Below are 22689 nucleotides of genomic sequence, written 5' to 3' on the forward strand. Positions count from 1 at the left end.
GGACAGGGCGGGCTTTCGTGTGCGTGCCGTCACGGGCCTCACCTGGGGGCGCGCCCGGATCCGGTGTACGGTTTTACCGACAGCGTGTCGGAAACCTTACCGACAAGGAGTCGACAACGCCGTTGACTTAGGTAAGGCTAACCATACAAAATCCGAGTGGCTCTCGTTCCCCCGGCCCCGGAGGTCCCATGGACCCTTTCTCGACGCTCATCCGCACCGCCTCGCACGAGCAGCACACGGAGGCGGAGACCTCGACGTTCATGAGTGACCTGCTCGGCGGCAGGCTCGGCGTCGACGCGTACGCGCGCTACACCGAGCAGCTGTGGTTCGTGTACGAGGCCCTGGAGGCGGACGCCGGGACACTGGCCGCCGATCCGGTCGCCGGGCCCTTCATCCAGCCCGGCCTGCTGCGCCGCGCCGCGCTGGAGCGGGACCTGACGCATCTGCGGGGCGCCGGCTGGCGCTCGACGCTCACCGCGCTTCCGGCCACCGAGGCGTACGCGGCGCGTGTCGCGGAATGCGCCCGCGCGTGGCCCGGCGGCTACATCGCCCACCACTACACCCGTTACCTCGGCGACCTCTCCGGCGGCCAGATCATCCGCGACAAGGCCGAGCGCACCTGGGGCTTCGCCCGGAAGGGCGACGGAGTCCGCTTCTACGTCTTCGAGGACATCGCCAACCCGGCCGCGTTCAAGCGCGGATACCGCGCACTCCTGGACTCGGTCCCCGCGGACGACCTGGAGCGGCAGCGCATCATCGCGGAGTGCAAGCGGGCGTTCGCGCTGAACACGGCGGTGTTCGGGGCGCTGGGCGAGGAGTTCCGGCTGAGCGCCTGACCTTCGCGTACGGGCCCGCCCACCAGGTCACCGGGCGGGTCCGCCGTGTGGTGAACAGGGTCGCCGGGCCGGCCGTGTCACTGTTCCAGGAACACCCGGCCGCCGACCTCCACCCAGCCCTCCGGCTGCGGCGCCGTGAGGATCTGGGAGCCGCCGCCCTGGACGATGTTGAGCGCGCGGCCGAGCCGGGCCGTCAGCAGGAGAGCCGCCGCCCCGGTCGCCTCGTCCTCGTCGATGCCGTCGTCGCGGCCGGGGAAGGCGCGGGCGCGCACCCGTCCCGCCGATTCGTCCTCCCAGGCCCAGGCGTAGATCCACTCGCCGCGCGGCGGGACGGGCAGGGCGTCCACCTCGGCCGCCGACGCGTACCGGCGCAGGGTGCGGGGCGGCGCCCATTCGGGCCGCGCCTCGATCCAGCTGAACTCGCCGTCGAGCCGGACCCCCACCACTCCGGCGGGTGTGACCAGTTCGGGCACGTCGAGCAGCCATCCCACCCCGACGCACGGATGCCCGGCGAAGGGCAGCCGCAGGGTCGGGGTGTAGATGTCGACGACCCCGCGCTCGGGGTCGTCGACGAAGACGGTCTCGCTGAAACCGAGTTTGGCCGCGAGGGCCTGACGGTCGTCGGGGTCCGGCAGCACCGAGCCCTCACGCACGACACCGAGTTCGTTGCCGTATCCGCCGTCGGGTCCGCAGAACACCCGCAGCACGTCGTAATCAGTCACGCGGGCATTGAAACATCATAGGAACGACGATCGCCGTTGAGCCGGACCCGGCGGACGGTCACGACAGCCGCGCGGCCGGCGCCGGTCTCGACGTCGCCCGCGCGCTCCGGTCCCGGCCTCGGTCCCGGTCCCGGCTCCGGCTCCGGCTCCGGCTCCGGCTCCGGCTCCGGCTCCGGACCCTGCGGCGGGCGTCAGCCCAGAACTCGCCGCCTGCGCACGGCGACGACGACTCCCGCGCCCGCGGCGGCCGTCATCGCGGCCGCCGCGCCGAGCGCGCCGAGCTCGCCGAGAGGCGGGGACGGAGGCGGAGGCGGACGCGGAGGCGGACGCGGAGGCGGACGCGGAGGCGGACGCGGAGGCGGAGGCGGTCGGGGACGGGGACGGGGACGGGGACGACGGGGAACTCGGCGACGGCGAGGCCGGGTCCGAGGCGGACGGGCTCGGTGACGGCGACTGCGTGGGCGCCGGGGCACGGTTCCTGATCCCTGGCAGCGCCCTGGGCGGCGCGGTGGTGCTGCTGGGCGCCGACCTCGCGGCCCGGACGATCGCCCAGCCCGACGGACTTCCGCTCGGTGTGCTCACCGCCCTGCTCGGCAGCCCGTTCTTCTTCTGACTGATGCGCAAGACCCGTCGCGGACAAGGAGGTTGGGCATGAGGTTCCCGCGTACGGCGCGCCCCGCGCCCCCGCCAAACAGGGCGGGAAAGTCGACGCTGCTCGCCGCGCTCGCCGCCGATCTGCGCGCCAGTGCGGGAGTCGTAGGGGTCCACGGGCGTCCGGCAGCGGACTGGACGGCGCCCGAACTCGCCCTGCGCCGGGCCGTGCTCCCCCAGCCCGCGTCGCTCTCCTTCCCGTTCACGGTCGAGGAGGTCGTACGGATGGGTCGCGCGCCCTGGGCCGGGCGCCGGAGCGGACGACGACGCGGCCGTCGCCGGGGCCATGGCGGTCACGGAGGTCGCGGAGTTCGCCGCCCGGCCCTTCTCCGCGCTCAGCGGCGGTGAGCGGGCCCGGGTGGCGTTCCCCGGGTGCTCGCCCAGCACGCTCCGCTGCTGCTGCTCGACGAGCCGACCGCCGCCCTCGACCTCAGACACCAGGAGTTGGTGCTGCGGGTCTGCCGGGAAAGAGAATGCGCCGGGGACGCGGTGGTCGTGGTCCTGCACGATCTCGGACTCGCCGCGACGCACGCGCACCGGGTGGCCGTGCTGAGCGCCGGCCGGGTCGCGGCCGGCGGCCCGCCGGCCGCGGTGTTCACCGGCGAGTTGCTGAGCGAGGTCTACCGCCGGCCCGTCGACGTGCTCGCGCACCCGCGGACCGGCGCCGTCCTGGTGACCCCCCGGCCGCGACCCTTGACCGTCCCTTGACCCCTCTGTGGCGTCTGCTTTGAGCCATCGTGATCAGGACGTGCCAGTGCGACGAACGTGAGAGCTGAATCACTGGACGGGCGGGTATCACTGAGGTAAGCCTCAGGTAAGTTAGGCCAGCCTCACCAAATGGCGCGGTCCCTTCCGCGCGTTCGTCCCTCGTTCTCCTGGAGCCTGAATGCGAGCCGTCCGACTTTCAGTTGTCACCGCCGCCGCCACCGCGGCGGCTCTGGCCGCCGTCACGGGCTGCACCGAGAAGAGTGAAGCCGGGAACGGCGACGCGATCCAGGTGACCGCCGCCGACTCGAAGTGCACCACCTCGGCGAAGTCGGTCCCGGCGGGCCAGGTCACGCTGAAGATAGAGAACAAGGGCTCGCAGGCCACCGAGGTCGAGATCCTCTTCCCGGACGACCGGATCGTCTCCGAGAAGGAGAACATCGGTCCGGGCACCAAGTACACGCTGACCGCCGAGGTCAAGGCCGGTTCGTACCAGATCGCCTGCCGCCCCGGCATGAAGGGCCTCGGCGTCCGCCAGAAGCTCGCGGTCACCGGCGGCAAGGTCGCCAAGCGCGACCCGCGCCTGGACAAGGCCGTCGCCGCCTACCGCGAGTACGCGCAGGAGCAGGCCGACGCGACGATCCCGAAGGTGCAGACGTTCGCCGACGCCGTCAAGGCCGGTGACATCGAGGCCGCCAAGAACGCCTTCGCCGCCTCGCGTGTGGGCTGGGAGAGCACCGAGCCGATCGCCGAGTCCTTCGGCGACATCGACCCCAAGACCGACACCCGCGCCGACGGCCTGGAGAACGGCCAGAAGTGGACCGGCTGGCACGCGCTGGAGAAGTCCCTCTGGGCGGACAAGAAGATCGGCGCCGAGCAGAAGACCCTCGCCGACCAGCTGGTCACCGACCTGAAGGACTGGCAGAAGCGGGTCGGCAAGGCCGAGATCACCCCGACCTCCATGGCCAACGGCGCCAAGGAGCTGCTCGACGAGGTCGCCACCGGCAAGGTCACCGGTGAGGAGGACCGCTACTCGCACACCGACCTCAGTGACTTCAAGGGCAACGTCGACGGCGCGCAGAAGTCGTACGAGCTGCTCAAGCCGGTCGCGCAGGAGAACGACAAGGCGCTGACCACCGAGCTCGACAAGCAGTTCACGGCACTGAACACGCTGCTCGACAAGTACCGATCGACCGACCCGCAGGACAAGGCGCAGAACGGCTTCGTGTCGTACGACAAGGTCACCAAGGACCAGCGCAAGGAGCTCTCGGACGCGGTCAACGCGCTGGCCGAGCCGCTCTCCAAGCTCGCCGCGACCGTGGTCAAGTAAGCGAGGCGACCGTGACGACCGACAGGACTGAATCCACCGACGGGCCCACACCGTCGCGGCGTTCGCTGATCGGCTGGGGCGGTGCCGGGCTCGCGCTCGGCGCCGCCGCGGCCGGGGGCGCGGTGGCGATGACCCGTACCGGGAACGACGTGGACCCGGCGGGCGCCGAGACCGGCGCCGCGGTCGCCTTCCACGGCACGCACCAGGCGGGCATCGCCACGCCGGTGCAGGACCGGCTGCACTTCGCCGCGTTCGACGTGAAGACCGACGACCGCGCCGAGTTCGTCCAGATGCTGAAGGAGTGGACGGCCGCCGCCCGCCGGATGACCGGCGGCCACACGGTCGGCGAGGGCGCCTACGGCGGCCTGGCCGAGGCGCCGCCGGACGACACCGGGGAGGCACTGGGTCTCAAGCCGTCGCGGCTCACGCTGACCATCGGCTTCGGGCCGTCGCTCTTCGAGAAGTTCGGCCTGGCGGGGCAGCGCCCGCAGGCACTCGTCGACCTGCCCAAGTTCCCGGGTGACAACCTGGAGGCGGCGCGCAGCAACGGCGACCTGTGCATCCAGGCGTGCGCGGACGACCCGCAGGTCGCGGTGCACGCCATCCGCAACCTGGCCCGGATCGGTTTCGGCAAGGTCGCCATCCGCTGGTCGCAGCTCGGCTTCGGCAAGACCTCGTCGACGACGCCGGACGCGCAGACGCCCCGCAACCTGATGGGCTTCAAGGACGGCACCCGCAACATCGCGGGCACCGAGCCGGAGCGGCTGAAGAAGTTCGTGTGGGTGGGCGAGGGCGACGGTCCGGCCTGGATGACCGGTGGCTCGTACCTCGTGGCGCGCCGTATCCGGATGAACATCGAGACCTGGGACCGCACTTCGCTCCAGGAGCAGGAGGACGTGTTCGGCCGGGACAAGGGCGAGGGCGCGCCGGCCGGCAAGGCCAAGGAGCGGGACGAGCCGTTCCTGAAGGCGATGAAGCCGGACGCACACGTCCGGCTCGCGCACCCCGAGTCCAACGACGGGATCACCCTCCTGCGCCGCGGCTACTCCTTCACGGACGGCACCGACGGTCTGGGCCGGCTGGAGGCGGGGCTGTTCTTCCTCGCGTACCAGCGGGACGTACGCAAGGGGTTCATCCCCGTGCAGCGCCGGCTCTCGCACTCCGACGCCCTCAACGAGTACATCCAGCACGTGAGTTCGGCGGTCTTCGCCGCCCCGCCCGGCGTCCGCGACAAGGACGACTGGTGGGGGCGCACGCTGTTCGCCAAGGAGGCTTAGCCCGTGTTCGGCAACTATCTGATCGGCCTGCGCGAGGGGCTGGAAGCCAGTCTCGTCGTCTGCATCCTCATCGCCTACCTGGTGAAGACGGACCGCAGGGACGCCCTGCGGCCCATCTGGACCGGCATCGCCGTCGCCGTCCTGCTGGCGCTCGGCTTCGGCTGCGCGCTCGAGTTCGGCTCCCAGGAGATGACGTTCGAGGCTCAGGAGGCGCTCGGCGGTTCGCTGTCGATCGTCGCGGTGGGCCTGGTGACCTGGATGGTCTTCTGGATGCGGCGCACCGCCCGGCATCTGAAGTCCGAACTGCACGGGAAGCTGGACGCCGCGCTGGCGATGGGTACCGGCGCGCTGGTCGCGACCGCGTTCCTGGCGGTCGGCCGGGAGGGCCTGGAGACCGCGCTGTTCGTGTGGGCGTCGGTGCACGCGGCGAGCGACGGCACGCCACGCCCGCTGATCGGTGTCGCGCTGGGGCTGGCGACCGCGGTGCTCCTCGGCTGGCTGTTCTACCGGGGCGCCCTGCGGATCAACCTCGCCAAGTTCTTCACCTGGACCGGCGGCATGCTGGTCGTGGTCGCCGCGGGCGTCATCGCGTACGGCGTGCACGACCTGCAGGAAGCCGACTGGATCCCGGGGCTGCGGAACCTGGCCTTCGACATCAGCGGCGCGATCCCGCCGGACAGTTGGTACGGCACCCTCCTCAAGGGCGTCTTCAACTTCCAGCCCGATCCGACCGTCCTTCAGATCACGGTGTGGGCGCTCTACCTGGTGCCGACCCTCGCGATCTTCCTCGCCCCGGTAGGGTTCGCCTCCGGGAAGGGGAAGGTGAAGGTACCTGATGAGCAGGGATCGCACGAGTCGCAGCCCTCGAAGACTTCTTAGCCTCGCACGGGCGGCTCTTCGCCGTCCCGGATCTGCTGGTCACCACCGTCTCGCCCTGGCGACGGGCGCGGTGACCGTGCTGTCCGTGACGGCGAGCGGCTGCGTGGTGGTGCACGGGGAGCGGGAGGTCGTCCCGGCGGCCACGCGGGGCGAGGCCGCCCGCGCCCTCGAGGACTTCACCACCGCGTACAACAAGGCGGACAAGGCCAACGACCGTTCCCTGGACGCGGACCGCGTCTCGGGCGCCCTCGGGGCCATCGACGGCGCGAAGCTGAGGGCCGGCCGGCGGAACAACCCGGGCGGCAACCCGGGGTACTCGCCGCTGGAGCTGGGCGACGCGAAGTTCGCCATACCCGCCAAGGCGGGCTGGCCGCGCTGGTTCGTGGCGGACACCGCGGCCAACAAGGGCCTGGCGGGCAGCCGTTGGCTTCTCGTCTTCACGCGCGGCAGCGCGAACGACGTGTGGCAGGCCTCGTACCTGACCGTGCTGGCCGGTACCGACGTGCCGAAGTTCCAGCAGGACAAGGACGGTTGGGCGCGGCCGGTCACGGCGGACGACGCGGCCCTCGCCGTGGGTCCTGCGAAGCTGAGCCAGTCCTACGCGACGTATCTGAGAAGCGGCGGCGAGACCTTCGCGCCGGGCATCCACACCTCGCAGTGGCGGGCGCTGCGCGGCAGGAACGCCAGCAAGCCCGGTCTCGCCCGGCAGTACATCGACGAGCCGCTGACGTCGCACGACTACGCCCCGGTCGGACTGCGCACCGCGGACGGCGGGGCACTGGTCTTCTTCGTCACGCAACGCTACGAGAAGCTGACCGCCGCGCAGGGCACCGAACTTCCCGCGCAGAGCGCGGACGTCAAGGCGCTGACGACCGGTGACGTCAAGCAGTCCCTCACCCTGGGGTTCGTCTCCAACCAGGCGGCCCTGGACCCGGCGAAGGATGCTCAGGACCAGCGGGTGACGGTGCTGGGCCGGGTCGAGGGGCTGACGGCGGCGAAGGGCGGCTGACAGCTCGGCCCGCGACACCCGCCGGGGCTGCCCCGGCGGGTTTCGGCCGCGGCGGGTCCGGTCGCGGCGGGTCGGGCCCCGGCGCCTAGCCGCGGTGGGGCCAGGCGGCCAGCTGGTCGGACTCGTTCTCTCCCGCGTAGCGGGCGCAGGCGTCCGTCAGGGCCTCGAGCAGGGTCAGCGGGTCGGGGAGCGGGTGTTCGGGGCCGCGCAGCCAGTCGACGGTCAGGTCACCGGGAAGCTGGGCCGGTGGGACGAGCACATAGGAACCGCGGCAGTGCCAGCGCAGGCCGGGGTGTTCGTCCGTCGTCTCGGGGTGCGAGTCCAGCTCGCAGGGCCACCACTCGTCCTCGTCCTCGGGCGTACCGCGGGTGAGCGTGAAGAAGAACATGCGTCCGTCACCGCTCTCGGCGACGGGTCCGACCTCGACGCCGGAGGCGAGCAGCCGCTCCAGGGCCTCGCGGCCCGCGTCGACCGGCACGTCGAGCACGTCGTGCACCATGCCGGTGGCGGTGATGAAGTTGGCCTGCGGCTGGTGCCGTACCCATCGCTCGATCTGGGCGCGGTCGGTCGTGGACTGGGTCTGCCAGGCGAAGGACACGGGATGGCGCGCGGGGGTGGGACAGCCGACGCGGTCACAGGAACATCGGTAGCCGGAGGGGTACGCGGCCTGCGCGAGCGGCAGCCCAGCGGCGGCAGCGGCGAGCAGCAGGGCTTCACGCCCGCCGTCGTCGGCGATCTCCTTGGGACGGCGACCACGCAGCCACTGGGAGATCCTGCCCTGCGCGCCGGAGCGGCGGCCGAACTCTGCGCTCATCAATCTCCTCGCCTAGCAGTGGTGCCGACAGCGGTCGTGTCGATGCGGTCGTACCGGCGGACGCCTTCGCGACCGGCATCCGACAAGCCCTATGGTCCCACCATCCTGCGCCCCGGGTGGACAGAGCTCGCATCCGGGGTGGGCGGGACCAGGGCTCCACCCACCGGAATCGGGCAGGATGGACCATTCTGGTGTGATTTATCTCCGTGGAGCGAGCCCGTACAGGGCGTAGTCCACCAAGGTGTCCGTGTACGCGTACGAAATCGGGCCGGTGCGCTGGAGCCAGCGCTGGGCGAGCGGGGAGACGAAGAGCTCCAGGGCGATCCGGGGGTCGAGGTCGGGCCGCAGGTCGCCTTCGTCCTGGGCGGACCTGAGCCGCTTCACGTAGAGCTGGAGCTGGGGTTCGAGGAGCTTGCTGACGAACTCGGCGCCGAGCGCTTCGTTCACCAGGCCCTCGGCGGCCAGGGCGCGCGAGGGGATCTCGAAGGCGGGGTTCAGCAGCTCGTCGACGGTGGCGCGCAGGACCTGTTTGAGGTCGGCGGCGAGGTCGCCGGTGTCCGGGATCTCGTACGACTCCTGTCCCGCCTCCCGGGCCGCCCGCTCCGCGAGGTCCATGAAGGCGTCCAGGAGCACCGCGGCCTTCGACGGCCACCACCGGTAGATCGTCTGCTTGCCGACTCCGGCGCGGGCGGCGACGCCCTCGATCGTGGTCCGGGGGTAGCCGACCTCGCCGACGAGGGCGAGGGCCGCGTCGAAGATCGCGCGACGGGACTTCTCGCTGCGGCGCGAGGAGTCGGGTGCGGACCTGCCGGGGGGCGGGGCGGGCTGGGGAGACGTCGGGGCCATGGGGCGAACCTAACAGGTCGGCAAGACGGGGCGTCTCGCTGCCGTTCGGCCCGACGGGTGGGGCGCGGGGCTGTGCCGCCGTCGCCGGGGAGACGGCGGTTCTCGGGTGGCTCGCGGGCGGCTCGCGGGTGGCTCGCGGGCGGTTCGCGGGAGGACCACCCGTTCGCCACCGAGCCGGACGGTGCCGCTCGGCGCACCATGGGCATCATCTGCCCCGCGGTACGTGAGGAGCCCTCCTTGCACCCTCTGCGCAGCGCCACACCCCGGCGCTATCTGATGTGCCCGCCCGAGCACTTCGGCGTCACCTACACCATCAATCCCTGGATGGATCCGGCCAAGCCGGTCGACGTGGCGCTCGCCGTCGCCCAGTGGGAGGACCTGCGGGACCGCTACCGCTCACTGGGCCACACGGTCGAGGAGCTCGTCCCGCGTCACGGCCTGCCGGACATGGTGTTCGCCGCGAACGGGGCGACGGTCGTGGACGGCCGGGTGCTCGGCGCGCGGTTCGCGCACCGGGAGCGGGAGGCGGAGGCGGCGGTGCACCTGGAGTGGTTCCGCGCCCACGGCTTCCCGTCCGTGCGCGAGCCGGTGCACATCAACGAGGGCGAGGGCGACTTCGCGGTCACCGCCTCGTACCTGCTCGCCGGGCGCGGCTTCCGGGCGAGCCCGCTCTCGCACGGCGAGGCCCAGGAGTTCTTCGGCCGCCCGGTGCTCGGGCTCGACCTGGTCGATCCCCGCTACTACCACCTCGACACGGCCCTCACCGTCCTCGACGACACGACGGACGAGATCATGTACTACCCGCCCGCGTTCTCCCCCGGCAGTCGCGAGGTGCTGCGCCGGCTGTTCCCCGACGCGTTGACCGCCGGCGACGAGGACGCCGCCGCGTTCGGTCTGAACGGGGTCTCGGACGGCCTGCACGTGCTGCTGCCACAGGCCGCGACCGGCCTGTTCGAGCCGCTCCGCGACCGGGGGTTCGAGCCCGTCGGCATCGATCTGAGCGAACTCCTCAAGGGCGGCGGCAGCGTGAAGTGCTGCACGCAGGAACTGAGGTGAGGTGGCGGGACGAGGAACCGGTCGGCCGTGAACGTACGGGGTGTCAGCCCTCGTCGGCCGGGGGCGGCCAGGCGTCGCCCCAGTCCGCGTCCCGGGCCGCACGGTAGAGAGGTCCGTGGCGCTTGGTCACCGTCTCACGGTGCAGGGACTCGTCCGGGCCGCACAGGTCCAGCAGCACCTGCCCCTTGCGGATCTGCGGCCTGCGCACCACGCGGGAGGCGGCCGGGTCCGCCGGGAGGCGGGTGGCGGCGACGTAGCTGAACTTCTCGTCCTCGTACGCCAGGGAGCCGCCCTTGACCTGCCGGTGCAGGGAGGAGCGGCTGACCCTGGCGGAGAAGTGGCACCAGTCCTCGCCGGGCACGATGGGGCAGGCCGCGCTGTGCGGACAGGGGGCGGCGACGCGGAACCCGGTGTCGATCAGGCGGTCGCGGGCCTCGATCACCCGAGCGTATCCGTCGGGGGTGCCCGGCTCGATGATCACGACGGCCCGTGCGGCGGCGGCCGCGGCCGTCACGACGGTGGCGCGGTCGGCGGCGGTGAGCTCGCCGAGGACGTACGACACCGTCACGAGATCAGTGCTCTCGACAGTGAGCGCCGCTCCGATGCGGGTGCGGTGCCACTCCGCGGGCTTCAGCTCCGGGTTCGTGGCGGCGATCTCGCGGCCCAGCGCGAGCGCGGGCTCGGCCCAGTCGAGCACGGTCACCGGGCGGGCGCCCGGCCAGGTCGCGTTCACCGCCCAGGTCGCGGCGCCCGTGCCGCCGCCGATGTCCACGTGGCTGGTCGGTGCCCACTCCGGCACCGCGTCCGCGAACGCCTCCAGCGCGGCGCGCACCGCCTCGAACGTCGCCGGCATCCGGTAGGCGGCGTACGCGACCACGTCCGAGCGGTCGCGGAGGATCGGTGCGTGGGTCGGGGTGGTCCCCCGGTAGTTCGCGATCAGCCGCTCGACGGCCTGGGCGGCGGCCTTCGGCGGCAGCCCGTCGAGCAGGCCGGCGAGGGCGGTACGCAGGGTGTCGGCGGCGTTCACGCGGTGATTCTACGGGGGTGGAGCGACCCGCCCGTATCCTCGCCCCCGCCGGCCTTGAGGGCCTTGTCCTCAAACGCCGGACGGGCTGGGTAGGTCAGCCCGTCCGGCGTTTGAGGACGAGCTCCTTCGGGCGAAGCGGGGGTCCGGGGGGCGGAGCCCCTTGGCGGGGTCCGGGGCGGAGCCCCAGGGACAGGACGGGTCGGGTAGGGGCGGCGGGGGCGAGACAACACCCGCGTCAAGCGCCCCGTACCGCCCGAGCCATCCGCGTCGCCGCCTCCACCCGAGGCCCATTCCGCACCGGCCGCCGCCGAGGATGCACCGTGTTCGCCAACAGCACGAGAAACGTGCCCGTCGCCGGATCCAGCACCAGCGACGTCCCCGTGAAACCCGTGTGTCCCGCAGCACCGCCCGCCGCCAGGGCCCCCATGAACCAGGACTGGCCGATGGCGAAGCCGAGGCCCGGCGGGGTGAGCATCAGCTCGACGAAGTCGGGACCGAGGATGCGCGCGGGCCCGTAGGAACCGCCCGCGAGCAGCGCGCGGCAGAAGACGGCGAGGTCACGGGCCGTGGAGAAGAGACCCGCGTGCCCCGCCACCCCGCCGAGCGCCCACGCGTTCTCGTCGTGCACCACCCCCCGCAGCATCCCGCGGTCCGCCTTGGCCCACGGCCGCCGCTGGTCCTCGGTCGCGGCCGCGTCCGGGCACGGCCCGAAGCGGGTGGCCGTCATTCCCAGCGGTCTGGTGATCCCGTCCCTGACAAGGACGTCGAGGGCACGGCCGGTGATGCGTTCCAGCACGTGCTGGAGGAGGAGCAGGTTCAGATCCGAGTAGCGGTACTCCCCCGGCTCGGACGAGGGCCCCTCCGCCCGCAGCATCGCCAGGCGCGCCCTGTCGTCCGGGCAGTCGTACAGCGGGAGTTCGGGCCGCAGCCCGGAGGTGTGCGTGAGCAGCTGCCGCACGGTGATGTCGTACGCGGAGGCCGCGCGGAACTCCGGCAGGTACGCGCCCACGCGCGCGTCGATGCCGAGCGTGCCGCGCTCCAGCTGCTGCACCGCGGCGACCGCCGTGAACAGTTTGGTGAGGGAGGCCAGGTCGAAGAGGGTGCGCACGCTCATCGGAAGCCGCTCCGCGGGCGGCAGTTCGACCCCGGTGTCGGTCTTCTCGTCGTACGACGCGTAGCGCACCGCCCAGCCCGCGGCCTCCTCGACGGCGATGACCGGGCCGCGCCCGGCGACCACGACGACGCCGGCCGCCCAGGGGTGCGGTCCGCGGGTGAGGGCGCGGACGTCGCGTACGAGATGGCGCAGTTCGGCCGGATCGAGCCCGGCCCGCTCCGGTGTGTCGACGCGCAGTTTCGGTGCGCTCAGCTGTCCGCCGCCTTTCCGTCCGTTCCGGCCGTTCCGGCCGTGGCATCGGTCCCGTCCATGGGCTGTCCCGTCCGCCAGGGACGGCACAGTCCCATGAAGCAGGCGACGGCCACCAGTACCGCCGCCAGTTGGACGACGGCCATCGGAACGGCGGTGTGCTCTCCGGCGATGCCGACCAGCGGTGAGGCGACCGCTCCGATGAGGAAGGAGGAGGTGCCCAGCAGCGCGGAGGCGGAGCCGGCGGCGTGCCGTACGCGCATCAGGGCGAGCGCCTGGGTGTTGGGCAGCGCGAGGCCCATCGCGGACATCAGGACGAACAGGGCGACGGCCACCGGCGCCAGCCCGACCTCGCCGAAGACGCCGGCGGACATCAGGAGCAGCGCGGTCGCGCCGAGGGCGATGAGGGCGAGGCCCACGGCGAGGACCTTGTCGAGGCCGACCCGGCCGACCAGGAGCTTGCCGTTGATCTGGCCGACGGCCACCAGGCCGACCGAGTTCACGCCGAAGAGCAGGCTGAAGGTCTGCGGGGACGCTCCGTAGATCTCCTGGATCACGAACGGTGAGGCCGAGATGTACGCGAAGAGCGCGGCGAAGGCGAAGCCGCCCGCCAGCATGTAGCCGGTGAAGACCCGGTCGGCCAGCAGGGCGCGCATCGAGCGGAGTGCCTCGCCGACACCGCCGCCGTGCCGGTCGCCCGACGCGAGGGTCTCGGGGAGTTTCGTCCAGACGAGCGCGGTGAGTCCGATGCCGACGGCGGTGAGGACGACGAAGACGCCTCGCCAGTCGGTGGCGCGCAGGATCTGCCCGCCGATGAGGGGCGCGACGACCGGGGCGACCCCGGAGATCAGCATGAGGGTGGAGAAGAAGCGGGCCATCGCCATGCCGTCGTACAGGTCGCGGACGACGGCTCGGGCGATCACGATGCCGGCCGCTCCCGCGAGACCCTGCGCCAGCCGGAAGGCGACGAGGAGTTCGACGTCGGGCGCGAGGGCGCACAGGGCGGTGGCGAGGACGTAGACGACCAGTCCGGCGAGCAGCGGTCTGCGCCGCCCCCACTTGTCGCTCATCGGTCCGACGACGAGCTGGCCGAACGCCATGCCCGCGAGGCACGCGGTGAGCGTGAGCTGCACGGTCGCGGCCGGGGCGTGCAGGGAGCGGGTGACCTCCGGCAGCGACGGGAGGTACATGTCCATGGCCAGCGGAGGTGTCGCGGTGAGCCCGCCGAGGATCAGGGTGACGAGAAGTCCGGTACGGCGCAGCGCTGCGGGGTCGCGCGGTGCGGCGTCCCCCGAACTCGCGTCCCGGGGGCCGGAGTTCTCCGCCGCGGGCGTCGCCCCGGGGTGTACGACGGCGGGCGCCGGGTCGGCGAAGGCCGCCGAGGTGTCGGCGACGACCGCCGGGCTGTCGGCGACGGCGGTGTTCGGTATGTGCCCCCGCGGACCTTCCTGGTCCCTCGTGGTGCGCCCGCGCTCGGGCATGTGCCCCTCCCTCTCCGAGTGATCCGCCACCTATGCTCTCAGTTCGAACGGAGTGTTCGGGGTCACAGAGCACCAGGGTGACAGAGCGAAGGGCCGGGAATGACGGGCGAGCACGAGCGGGTGCGGTGGGGGATTCTGGCGACCGGTGGCATCGCCGCGGCGTTCACGGCGGATCTGGTGGACATGCCGGACGCCGAGGTGGTGGCGGTGGCCTCGCGGACCGACGCCTCGGCGAAGGCGTTCGCCGAGCGGTTCGGGATCCCCCGGGCGTACGGGGACTGGGCGTCGCTCGCCGCCGACGAGGACGTCGATGTCGTGTACGTGGCCACTCCGCACTCGGCGCACCGGCAGGCGGCCGGGATGTGCCTTGAGGCCGGGCGTCATGTGCTGTGCGAGAAGGCGCTGACGCTGAACGTGCGGGAGGCCGAGGAGCTGGTCGCGCTCGCCCGCCGCCACGACCGCTTCCTGATGGAGGCCATGTGGATGTACTGCAACCCGCTGGTCCGCAGGCTCAAGGGGCTCGTGGACGACGGTGTGATCGGTGAGGTCCGCACCGTGCAGGCCGACTTCGGGATCAACGGCCCGTTCCCGCCCTCGCACCGGCTGCGCGACCCCGCGCAGGGCGGCGGGGCGCTGCTCGATCTCGGGGTCTACCCGGTGTCGTTCGCGCATCTGCTGCTCGGGGAGCCCTCGGGCATCACGGCGAGAGCGGTGCTCTCCGACGAGGGCGTCGATCTCCAGACGGGAGCGGTGCTCACCTGGGAGAGCGGTGCTCTCGCTTCGGTGCACTGCTCCATCAACGGCAGCACCCCCGTCACGGCCTCCGTCACCGGCTCGCAGGGCCGCATCGACATCCCCGGCGGCTTCTTCTTCCCGGAACGGCTCGTACTGCACCGCGACGGACGCGACGCGGAGGAGTTCGCGGCCGACCCGGCGCACGGTCCGCGCAACAGCCTCAAGCACGAGGCCGCCGAGGTGATGCGCGCGCTGCGGGCCGGCGAGAAGGAGTCCCCGCTCGTCCCCCTCGACGGCAGCCTCGCCGTGATGCGGACGCTCGACGCGGTACGCGAGCAGATCGGCGTCCGCTACCCGGGCGAGACCCACTGACCGGCCCGACGACCGAACGGACCGACGACCGACAGCGACAACTGACGGCTCACGGCTCACGGCTCACGGCTGACGGCTCACGGCTCACGGCTGACGGCTGACGGCGACGATTGCAGCTGACGATTGACAGCTCCGGAAAGGGGGCGCGGGACGCGAGGCGCCCCGCGGCCCCGCCATGCCGTCGATACGCTGCGGCCCCATGAATGCCAAGCAGACGAAGATCGCGGTGGTGACCGGGGCGGGCTCCGGCATCGGCCGCGCGGTGGCCGTCGAACTGCTGCGCGCCGGCTGGTCGGTGGCCCTGGCCGGACGCCGGGCCGAGCCCCTGGAGGAGACGGCGGCCCTCGTCCCCGAGGCCCCCTCGGTGGCCGTACGGACCGACGTCGCCAGGCCCGAGGAGGTGGCCGCCCTCTTCGCCTCCGTGCGCGAGCGCTTCGGGCGGCTCGACCTGCTCTTCAACAACGCCGGAACGTTCGGGCCGGGCGGCGTCCCGGTCGAGGAGCTTGCGTACGAGGCGTGGCGGCACGTCGTGGACACCAACCTCAACGGCGCGTTCCTGTGCGCGCAGGCCGCGTTCCGGCAGATGAAGGAGCAGGACCCGCAGGGCGGCCGGATCATCAACAACGGCTCGATCTCGGCGCACGCGCCGCGTCCGCGGTCGATCGCGTACACGGCGACCAAGCACGCGATGACGGGTCTGACCAAGTCACTGTCCCTGGACGGGCGTGCGTACCGGATCGCGTGCGGCCAGATCGACATCGGCAACGCGGCGACCGACATGACCTCCGGCATGCGCGCGGGAACGCCGCAGGCGAACGGGGAACTGGCGGTCGAGCCGGTGATGGACGCGGTGGACGTGGCCCGCACCGTGCGGCACATGGCGGAGCTGCCACTGGATGCGAACGTGCAGTTCGCGACGGTGATGGCCACCGCGATGCCCTATGTGGGGCGCGGCTAGGGCGCGACCGCACGTTTCGTCAACGTCTCAACTTGCACAAACGGAAGCTGAACCTCCGCACTATAAGACCCGGTAGCGGGCTTATGCTCGTGTCGCCTCCACGAGAGCTTCACACTCGGAGTGGAGGACTTCGGTACGACCACGGTCCACACCGAGGGGGGAGGCGGCAGCCGTTCCGCGGCCCGGCTGGGGGGCGACCTCGCGCGGGACCGCGAGGTGGGCCACGGAACGGCTGCCTCCGCACATTCGACGACCGATCGGCACCGTCACCGCTGGTGACGGGCCCCGGAATCTCCCGTGTCCGGGGTTCCCGTCTCCGAGGTCCCCGTGTCCGAACCTCCCGGGCCGGAAGCCCTCTGCTCCGAGACCGGAGCCTCGCCCGCCGCCCCCGCACGCCGCCGCCTGCGCCACGCGACCGCCCCGCCCGCGAGCAGCGCGACCGCTCCCCCGGCCCCGCCGACCAGCCCCCATGACGAACCGCTCGTCTCCGTCCGGGCGGGCGCGCCCGCGGCGGCCTTCGGGGCCTTCCCGGCGGGCGTCGCCCTGGCGCCGCCCTCGCTGAGCGGCGCGACCAGCGTCCCCACGGGACGGGCGTTCGCGCCCTGCCGGAACCCCCAGTCGAGCAGCGCGGCCGTCTCCTCGTAGACGCCGCTGCCACCGCTCTTCGGGTGCATCACCGTGACCAGGAGGGTTCGGCCGCCGCGGGTCGCGGCGCCGGTGAAGGTGTTGCCGGCGTGGCTGGTGTAGCCGTTCTTGACGCCGATCAGGCCGTCGTACGTCGGTACGCCCCACGCGCCGGTCAGCAGGCGGTCGGTGTTCTGGATCTGGAAGGTCTTCTTGCCGCCCGCCGGGAAGTCCGCGGTCCTCGTCGAGCAGTAGGCGCGGAAGTCGGCGTCGGCGAGGCCGTGCCGGGCGAAGAGCGTCAGGTCGTACGCGGAGGACATCTGGCCCTTGTGGTCGAACCCGTCGGGGCTGACCACGTGCGTGTCCAGGGCCTGCAGGTCGTCGGCCCTGGCCTGCATCTGCGCGACCGTGGTGTCCACGCCGCCGTTCATGTGGCTGAGCACGTGCACCGCGTCGTTCCCGGAGCGCAGGAAGACGCCGAGCCACAACTGCTCGACGGTGTAGGTGATTCCGGGCTTGACGCCGACGAGGCTGGAGCCGGCGGGGATCCCGGCGAGGTCGGCGTCGGTGACCCGGTGGAGCTCGGTGCGTTCGAACTTCTTCAGCACGGTGTCCGCGAAGAGCATCTTCAGCGTGGAGGCGGGCGCCAGCAGTCGGTGCGCGTTGTACGAGGCGAGCACCTCACCGCTGACGTGGTCGGCGACGAGCCAGGAGCGGGCGGTGAGCCGCTTGGGCAGCCCCGAGGCCCCGCGCACCTGGATGCCGCCGAGGCCCAGCAGGTCACCGCCGATCGTGGCGGTCCGCGCGGCGGTGCGGGCGGTGGACGGAGTGGCGGAGGGGGTGGCGGCGGCCGCCGGGGACGCGGCGGCCAGCGGGACGGCCGCTGCGAGGCCGAGCGCGGCGCGGCGGGACAGCACGGCGGCACGCGGGGGAAGCGGAGAGGAATCGCGCATCTCGGGACCGTACAAAGCCGGTCCGCGCCGCCGTACGGCGGGGTCACAAAAGAAAGGCACAGCGCTCGCCAAGGCGCGGCAAAGCGGCGGGCCGCACGCCGCATCCGGCCGTCGGGGGCCACCGGCACCCCACCCAACAGGCGTTTCCTGGCAGTGACCCCTCCGGACCCTGGGAATCAGCTGTCTTAGGCGATATTGATTCCGGACCCGGCTTTCTCAGCTCTCGCACACCTCTTACTCAGCCCCGGTCAAAGGTTTCTCCATAGCTTGTGGCCGCGCCCACGGCGGGCGCCAAGAACCTTTGGGGAACGGGATGTTTGGCATCTATCTCAAGCGTGAGCTGAGCCGGCGCAAGAAGGCGGCCCTGGTGATCGCCATGGGTCTGGCGCTCGGAATCGCGCTGGTCATCACCGTCAACTCGGTGTCGGCCGGCATGCAGCAGGCCCAGGGCAAGGTCCTGAAGTCGCTGTACGGGCTCGGCACCGACATGACCGTCACGAAGGCCCGTCCGGCGGCCACGGGCAGCTCATCCGGGCGGCCGAAGTTCGATTTCGACGCCAAGGCCGACAGCAGCACGACCCAGAGCTCGGACCGGGTGATGACGCAGGGCGGGCAGTCCCTGAAGTCCTCGCTCGTCACCGAGGTCGCCGCGCAGAAGGGCGTGTCGAGCGCGGTGGGCGCGCTCAGCCTGAACGTCACCAAGGTCGACGGCTCGTTCACCCGGGGCACGGCGAAGTCCTCCACCTCGTCGGGGTCCGCGGGCTCTTCCGGGTCCTCCGGTTCGCAGCAGGGCGGTCCCGGCGGCGGCCAGGGCGGCGGCTCGGGCCAGCCGCAGGTGCAGGGCGGCGGCGCGTCCTTCGACGTGAACTCGTACTCCGTCGCGGGCGTCGACGTCACCCACCAGGACCTCGGCCCGCTCGCCACCTCGAAGATCACCACGGGCCGGACCTTCACCGCGTCCCAGACCGACGCGAAGGCCGCGGTGCTCAGCGCGTCGTACGCCAAGGAGAACAAGAAGACGGTCGGGGGGACCCTCACGATCTCCGGCACCAAGTACACGGTCATCGGGATCGCGACGCCGGACAGCGGCGAGTCCACGACCGACGTCTACCTGCCGCTGAAGCAGGCGCAGACACTGGGCGACTCGAAGGACAAGGTCACCACGATCTACGTCAAGGCGACCGACTCGAAGCGGATCGACACCGTCAAGGCGGCCATCCAGAAGAACATCCCGGGGACGACGGTCACCACCTCCGCGGACCTCGCGTCCACCGTCTCCGGCTCCCTGTCGACCGCCTCGAACCTGGCGACCAGCGTCGGCAAGTGGCTGTCCGTCGCGGTGCTCGTGGCCGCGTTCCTGGTGGCGGCGCTGCTCACCTCGTCCGCCGTGTCCCGCCGGGTGCGCGAGTTCGGCACCCTCAAGGCGCTCGGCTGGCCGTCCCGCAGGGTCACCCGCCAGGTCGTCGGTGAGTCCGTCGTCAACGGTCTGCTCGGCGGCGCGCTCGGCATCGCCCTCGGCCTCGGCGCGGCGTACGCGGTGACGGCGATCAGCCCGAAGCTGACCGCGGAGCTCGGCTCCACCGGCGGTGGCGGCATGGGCGGCGGGCCCGGGGGCGGCGGGCCCGGCTTAAGCAGACGGTCAAGAACACCATGGAGATCGCGCTCTCCGCGCCGGTCTCGGTGACCACCATCGCGCTCGCGGCGGGCCTGGCCATCGCGGGCGGTCTCGTCGCCGGCGCGATGGGCGGCTGGCGCGCCTCCCGGATGCGCCCCGCGGACGCGCTGCGCAGCGTCGCCTAGGACGTGTCGCGCGGCTCGCGCGGCCCCCTCCCCGGGCGGAGAACACCCCGAGCCGGGGCGCCGCGTCCCCTTCGCCCCCCGATCGCGGCGCCCCATCCCTTCATCTTCGGAGAACCTCATGTACAAGCTCACCGGCGTCACCAAGCGCTACACGCGGGGCAAGGAGACGGTGGAGGCGCTGCGCGGCGTCGACCTCGCCATCGAGGACGGCGACCAGCTCGTCATCCAGGGCCCCACCGGCGGCGGCAAGTCGACCCTGCTCCAGATGATCGGCGGCCTGGACCGGCCGTCCTCCGGCAGTGTCGAGCTGGACGGCGTCGACCTCGCCTCCGTCAGCGAGGCCCGGCTGACGCGGCTGCGCGCCGAGAAGATCGGCATCATCTTCCAGTCGTTCAACCTCATCCCGACGCTGACCGCGCAGGAGAACGTCGAGACCGCGCTCGTACCGCTCGGGGTGAAGTCCGCGCAGCGACGGGAGCGCGCCGCCGAGGCACTGCGGTCGGTCGGTCTGGGCGAGCGCCTGACGCACGCGCCGTCCGAACTCTCCGGCGGCCAGCAGCAGCGTGTCGCCATCGCGCGTGCCCTGGTCAAGAAGCCGAAGGTGCTCCTCGCGGACGAACCGACCGGCAACCTGGACGAGGGCACCCGTGACGACATCATGGGGCTGCTGGAGGGGTTGTGGCACGAGTACGGGCTGACCTTCGTCCTGGTCACCCACGACTCGTCGATCGCCCGCCGCGCACCGCGCCTCGCCACCATCACGGCGGGGCGGATCACGCTCACCGAGCGGGGCGGCGGCACGCGGCACACCGAGACCCGGCACTCCGTCGGCTGAGGTGAGGGCGGCCGACGACGGTGAGGGGACCGTTCTCCGTACGGGCGTTACGCCTGGCCCGTCTCGAAGCGGGTGATCCTGCCGTCGTCGACGGTGAAGCTCCACCGCGTCTTCATCTCGCCCCAGGTGTCGTTGCTGTAGCGGACGACGAGGGCATGGCCCGTCCGGGACTCGTTGTCGACGTCCATGTGGCCGTGGGAGGAGAAGATCTCCTGCTCGGTCCAGTCGGCGAGGTCCCGGTCGGAGCCGTCGTCGGACATGGTCGCACCGGGCGCGAGGACGGCCTCGAACGCCTCTCGGTCGTGGGCGTTCACAGCGGTGACGAAGGCCCGCACGGCCGGATCGCTGAGTCTGGCTACCTGAATCGTCATGGCAGTCAGCGTCACACCGCTCCCGTCGGGCCGCCACCCGTCCCGTCCGGGTGGCGGACCCCGGTCGGCCACCCGGAGGACCACCTGGACGGCACCCGAACAGCCGCGCGCGCCGGGTGCGGGACGGCGGCGCGCGCGACGGTGGACGAAGGCCGGCGGAGGAAGCATGCCGTCATCTCGCGAACCCGGTTGGGAGTCACCGTGACCTGTTTCGACCGTAGAGACCTCGGACTGCTGCTGCTCCGTCTGGGCACGGGCGGTGTGCTGGCCGCGCACGGAACGCAGAAGCTGTTCGGCTGGTTCGGCGGGGGCGGGCTCGCCGGGACGGGAATCGCCATGGCGGCGATGGGATACGTGCCCGGGAAGCGGAGCGCGCTCGCGGCGGGCCTCGCCGAGGCGGGCGGCGGCGCCCTGCTGGCGCTGGGCCTCGCGACGCCCGCGGCCGGCCTCCGCGGCCGGTGCGATGGCGGGCGCGACCGCGGTGCACCTGCCGCAAGGGTTCTTCGCCGCCGAAGGCGGCTTCGAGCACGCGGCGTCGCTGGGCCTGACGGCCGCGGGACTCGCCGTGACGGGACCCGGCCGGATCTCGCTGGACCATCTGCTCGGCCACACCGTGAACCGGGGCTGGATGGTCCCCGCCGCGCTGGGTGTGACGGCCGCGGCCACGCTGGCCGTGGTGGGGGCGCGCACCAAGCGGGTGCGGCGGGCCGCCGAGGGTGAACAGGCGACGCTCTTCGACGAGTAGGAGCGAGGTCACGGCTCCCGGGGCCACGGGCCACGGGTCCACGGGTCCACGAACAGGCGTCGGGCGCGCCGCCCGTGGGGAGGCTGGTCCCATGGCTGATGAAGACGTCTGGGACGCGATCGACCGTCTGCACGACTGGCTCGACGCCGGCCGGACGCGAGAGGTCCGGGCGCACGACGACCGGACGAACGATGGGCGGACGCACGACGACCGGACGCGGGCGAACGACGACCGGGAGAACGACGGCCGTGAGGAGCTGCTCCTGCGCATCCTGAAGCTGTCGGAGGAGGTCGGCGAAGTCGCCCGGGCGGTGATCGGCGCGACCGGCCAGAACCCGCGCAAGGGCACCACGCACACCTGGGACGACGTACGGTCCGAGCTCTGCGACGTCGTGATCACGGGCCTGGTCGCTCTGCGCACCCTGGCGCCGGACGCCCGCGAGGTGTTCACGGCCCACCTGGCGGGCGTCACGGACCGGTCCCTCGGGACGGGCCGGAGCTGAGCCGCACCGCGGGGTGGGCGCCGAACCGTCGTACCGCCGTCTGAGAAGGTGACCGTATGCGCCTGATTCTCGTCCGCCACGGACAGACACCGTCCAATGTGGAGTTCCTGCTGGACACCGCCGCGCCGGGACCGGGGCTCACGGCCCTCGGGGACAAACAGGCCGCCGCGCTGCCCCAGGCACTGGCGGACGAGGAGATCGACGCGCTGTACGCCTCGACACTGACCCGCGCCCGGCTGACCGCCGCCCCGCTGGCGGCCGCGCGCGGGCTGGAGGTACGTGTCCGGGAGGGCATCCGCGAACTGTCCGCCGGGGACCTGGAGATGCTGCGCGGGGACACCGAGGAAGCGCGGGCGTACCTCACGACGGCGTTCGCCTGGGCATCGGGCAACACCGCGCTGCGGATGCCGGGCGGGGAGAGCGGCGCGGAGGCGCTGGACCGGTTCGACACGGTGGTCGCGGAGGCCGCGGCGAGCGGGGCCGGTGCCGTCGCGATGGTCAGTCACGGCGCCGCGATCCGGGTGTGGACGGCGGCGCGCGCGCACAACGTCGAGGTGTCCTTCGCCACCGGCCACCGGCTGGACAACACCGACGTGGTGATCCTGGAGGGTTCCCCGGCGGGCGGCTGGACGGCCGTGTCCTGGGCGGGCACACCGCTGGGCGACGCGGCTCCCGGCCGGGAGAGCGGGCCGACGGGTCAGCCGCTGGGCCCCGCCGGGGAGACGCCGGTACCGGACGAGTAGCCACCGGCGCCCCCGGGCCGCTTACCGCCCGAGCCCCTCGGGCCCCCGTCCCCAG

At 72.4% G+C, this 22689-nt stretch carries 19 protein-coding genes and 4 pseudogenes; 15 read left to right on the forward strand and 8 right to left on the reverse strand.

Features of this window, described 5'->3' with window-relative positions:
* The first annotated feature begins 188 nt into the window (after positions 1 to 188).
* Entirely contained in the window at positions 189 to 836 is a 648-nt protein-coding gene (locus HEP85_RS12350; RefSeq protein ID WP_168527841.1) for a heme oxygenase (biliverdin-producing), read from the forward strand.
* A gap of 77 nt (positions 837 to 913) precedes the next feature.
* Here HEP85_RS12350 and HEP85_RS12355 read toward each other — a convergent pair whose 3' ends face one another.
* Positions 914 to 1558 (reverse strand): PhzF family phenazine biosynthesis protein, encoded by a 645-nt coding sequence (locus HEP85_RS12355; protein ID WP_168527842.1) that lies wholly within the window; start codon positions 1556 to 1558, stop codon positions 914 to 916.
* Between the two features lie 460 nt (positions 1559 to 2018).
* Here HEP85_RS12355 and HEP85_RS12360 point away from each other — a divergent pair.
* The 6 genes and pseudogenes from HEP85_RS12360 to HEP85_RS12385 form a co-directional block, all read left to right on the forward strand.
* A pseudogene (locus tag HEP85_RS12360) lies at positions 2019 to 2171 on the forward strand (iron chelate uptake ABC transporter family permease subunit); the annotation flags it as partial.
* Between the two features lie 74 nt (positions 2172 to 2245).
* Positions 2246 to 2917 (forward strand): annotated as a pseudogene (locus HEP85_RS12365) (ATP-binding cassette domain-containing protein); the annotation flags it as partial.
* 178 nt (positions 2918 to 3095) lie between these two features.
* Positions 3096 to 4244: an iron uptake system protein EfeO gene (efeO, locus tag HEP85_RS12370; protein WP_168527843.1), complete on the forward strand. Its 1149-nt coding sequence runs from the start codon at positions 3096 to 3098 to the stop codon at positions 4242 to 4244.
* Between the two features lie 11 nt (positions 4245 to 4255).
* Entirely contained in the window at positions 4256 to 5521 is a 1266-nt protein-coding gene (efeB, locus tag HEP85_RS12375; RefSeq protein ID WP_329287487.1) for an iron uptake transporter deferrochelatase/peroxidase subunit, read from the forward strand.
* 3 nt (positions 5522 to 5524) lie between these two features.
* The gene (efeU, locus tag HEP85_RS12380; RefSeq protein WP_168527844.1) at positions 5525 to 6400 is read left to right on the forward strand and encodes an iron uptake transporter permease EfeU; all 876 of its coding nucleotides are present in this window, start codon (positions 5525 to 5527) and stop codon (positions 6398 to 6400) included.
* Positions 6357 to 7409, forward strand: coding sequence for a hypothetical protein (locus HEP85_RS12385; RefSeq protein WP_168527845.1), 1053 nt, complete (start codon positions 6357 to 6359; stop codon positions 7407 to 7409). The genes efeU and HEP85_RS12385 overlap by 44 nt, the downstream gene beginning before the upstream one ends.
* Positions 7410 to 7494: 85 nt before the next feature.
* Here the strand turns inward: HEP85_RS12385 and HEP85_RS12390 are convergent, their stop codons facing one another.
* A complete protein-coding gene (locus HEP85_RS12390; protein ID WP_168527846.1) occupies positions 7495 to 8223 on the reverse strand; it encodes a bifunctional DNA primase/polymerase in 729 nt (242 codons plus the stop codon).
* A gap of 198 nt (positions 8224 to 8421) precedes the next feature.
* A complete protein-coding gene (locus HEP85_RS12395) occupies positions 8422 to 9069 on the reverse strand; it encodes a TetR/AcrR family transcriptional regulator (RefSeq protein ID WP_168527847.1) in 648 nt (215 codons plus the stop codon).
* 198 nt (positions 9070 to 9267) lie between these two features.
* Here HEP85_RS12395 and ddaH point away from each other — a divergent pair, with 198 nt between their 5' ends.
* On the forward strand, positions 9268 to 10125 hold the full coding sequence (ddaH, locus tag HEP85_RS12400) for a dimethylargininase (protein ID WP_168527848.1): 858 nt from the start codon (positions 9268 to 9270) through the stop codon (positions 10123 to 10125).
* Positions 10126 to 10168: 43 nt separating this feature from the next.
* On the opposite strand, the gene HEP85_RS12405 is transcribed toward ddaH, so the two are convergent.
* The 3 genes from HEP85_RS12405 to HEP85_RS12415 form a co-directional block, all read right to left on the reverse strand.
* Complete coding sequence (locus HEP85_RS12405; protein WP_168527849.1) at positions 10169 to 11152, reverse strand: small ribosomal subunit Rsm22 family protein; 984 nt, start codon at positions 11150 to 11152, stop codon at positions 10169 to 10171.
* 235 nt (positions 11153 to 11387) lie between these two features.
* The gene (locus tag HEP85_RS12410; protein ID WP_248002473.1) at positions 11388 to 12518 is read right to left on the reverse strand and encodes a serine hydrolase; all 1131 of its coding nucleotides are present in this window, start codon (positions 12516 to 12518) and stop codon (positions 11388 to 11390) included.
* Entirely contained in the window at positions 12515 to 13996 is a 1482-nt protein-coding gene (locus tag HEP85_RS12415; protein ID WP_248001898.1) for a multidrug effflux MFS transporter, read from the reverse strand. The genes HEP85_RS12410 and HEP85_RS12415 overlap by 4 nt, the downstream gene beginning before the upstream one ends.
* 99 nt (positions 13997 to 14095) lie before the next feature.
* Between HEP85_RS12415 and HEP85_RS12420 the strand changes: the two genes are divergently transcribed.
* Both HEP85_RS12420 and HEP85_RS12425 read left to right on the forward strand, forming a co-directional pair.
* Positions 14096 to 15103 (forward strand): Gfo/Idh/MocA family protein, encoded by a 1008-nt coding sequence (locus tag HEP85_RS12420; protein WP_168527850.1) that lies wholly within the window; start codon positions 14096 to 14098, stop codon positions 15101 to 15103.
* A gap of 199 nt (positions 15104 to 15302) precedes the next feature.
* Complete coding sequence (locus HEP85_RS12425; RefSeq protein ID WP_168527851.1) at positions 15303 to 16061, forward strand: SDR family oxidoreductase; 759 nt, start codon at positions 15303 to 15305, stop codon at positions 16059 to 16061.
* A 266-nt stretch (positions 16062 to 16327) separates the two neighbouring features.
* On the opposite strand, the gene HEP85_RS12430 is transcribed toward HEP85_RS12425, so the two are convergent.
* Entirely contained in the window at positions 16328 to 17638 is a 1311-nt protein-coding gene (locus tag HEP85_RS12430; protein WP_168527852.1) for a D-alanyl-D-alanine carboxypeptidase family protein, read from the reverse strand.
* Positions 17639 to 17951: 313 nt separating this feature from the next.
* Here HEP85_RS12430 and HEP85_RS12435 point away from each other — a divergent pair.
* A pseudogene (locus HEP85_RS12435) lies at positions 17952 to 19438 on the forward strand (ABC transporter permease).
* A gap of 118 nt (positions 19439 to 19556) precedes the next feature.
* On the forward strand, positions 19557 to 20273 hold the full coding sequence (locus HEP85_RS12440; RefSeq protein WP_168527853.1) for an ABC transporter ATP-binding protein: 717 nt from the start codon (positions 19557 to 19559) through the stop codon (positions 20271 to 20273).
* 47 nt (positions 20274 to 20320) lie between these two features.
* Here the strand turns inward: HEP85_RS12440 and HEP85_RS12445 are convergent, their stop codons facing one another.
* The gene (locus tag HEP85_RS12445) at positions 20321 to 20644 is read right to left on the reverse strand and encodes a nuclear transport factor 2 family protein (RefSeq protein ID WP_168527854.1); all 324 of its coding nucleotides are present in this window, start codon (positions 20642 to 20644) and stop codon (positions 20321 to 20323) included.
* Between the two features lie 201 nt (positions 20645 to 20845).
* Between HEP85_RS12445 and HEP85_RS12450 the strand changes: the two are divergent.
* The 3 genes and pseudogenes from HEP85_RS12450 (at position 20846) to HEP85_RS12460 (ending at position 22634) form a co-directional block, all read left to right on the forward strand.
* Positions 20846 to 21389: pseudogene (locus tag HEP85_RS12450) on the forward strand (DoxX family protein).
* A gap of 91 nt (positions 21390 to 21480) precedes the next feature.
* Complete coding sequence (locus HEP85_RS12455; protein ID WP_168527855.1) at positions 21481 to 21891, forward strand: MazG-like family protein; 411 nt, start codon at positions 21481 to 21483, stop codon at positions 21889 to 21891.
* A gap of 56 nt (positions 21892 to 21947) precedes the next feature.
* On the forward strand, positions 21948 to 22634 hold the full coding sequence (locus HEP85_RS12460; RefSeq protein WP_168527856.1) for a histidine phosphatase family protein: 687 nt from the start codon (positions 21948 to 21950) through the stop codon (positions 22632 to 22634).
* Positions 22635 to 22689 lie beyond the last annotated feature (55 nt).

Source organism: Streptomyces sp. RPA4-2 (assembly GCF_012273515.2).
GTDB lineage: Bacteria > Actinomycetota > Actinomycetes > Streptomycetales > Streptomycetaceae > Streptomyces > Streptomyces kaempferi.

Bases quoted from the DNA above. Each gene is read 5' to 3' on its own strand.
- HEP85_RS12350 (WP_168527841.1), top strand. From the start codon at position 189: ATGGACCCTTTCTCGACGCTCATCCGCACCGCCTCGCACGAGCAGCAC.
- ddaH (WP_168527848.1), top strand. From the start codon at position 9,268: ATGGGCATCATCTGCCCCGCGGTACGTGAGGAGCCCTCCTTGCACCCT.
- HEP85_RS12415 (WP_248001898.1), bottom strand. From the start codon at position 13,996: ATGCCCGAGCGCGGGCGCACCACGAGGGACCAGGAAGGTCCGCGGGGG.
- HEP85_RS12390 (WP_168527846.1), bottom strand. From the start codon at position 8,223: ATGAGCGCAGAGTTCGGCCGCCGCTCCGGCGCGCAGGGCAGGATCTCC.
- HEP85_RS12430 (WP_168527852.1), bottom strand. From the start codon at position 17,638: ATGCGCGATTCCTCTCCGCTTCCCCCGCGTGCCGCCGTGCTGTCCCGC.
- HEP85_RS12445 (WP_168527854.1), bottom strand. From the start codon at position 20,644: ATGACGATTCAGGTAGCCAGACTCAGCGATCCGGCCGTGCGGGCCTTC.
- efeO (WP_168527843.1), top strand. From the start codon at position 3,096: ATGCGAGCCGTCCGACTTTCAGTTGTCACCGCCGCCGCCACCGCGGCG.
- HEP85_RS12440 (WP_168527853.1), top strand. From the start codon at position 19,557: ATGTACAAGCTCACCGGCGTCACCAAGCGCTACACGCGGGGCAAGGAG.
- HEP85_RS12460 (WP_168527856.1), top strand. From the start codon at position 21,948: ATGCGCCTGATTCTCGTCCGCCACGGACAGACACCGTCCAATGTGGAG.
- HEP85_RS12395 (WP_168527847.1), bottom strand. From the start codon at position 9,069: ATGGCCCCGACGTCTCCCCAGCCCGCCCCGCCCCCCGGCAGGTCCGCA.
- HEP85_RS12385 (WP_168527845.1), top strand. From the start codon at position 6,357: ATGAGCAGGGATCGCACGAGTCGCAGCCCTCGAAGACTTCTTAGCCTC.
- HEP85_RS12425 (WP_168527851.1), top strand. From the start codon at position 15,303: ATGAATGCCAAGCAGACGAAGATCGCGGTGGTGACCGGGGCGGGCTCC.
- HEP85_RS12420 (WP_168527850.1), top strand. From the start codon at position 14,096: ATGACGGGCGAGCACGAGCGGGTGCGGTGGGGGATTCTGGCGACCGGT.
- HEP85_RS12455 (WP_168527855.1), top strand. From the start codon at position 21,481: ATGGCTGATGAAGACGTCTGGGACGCGATCGACCGTCTGCACGACTGG.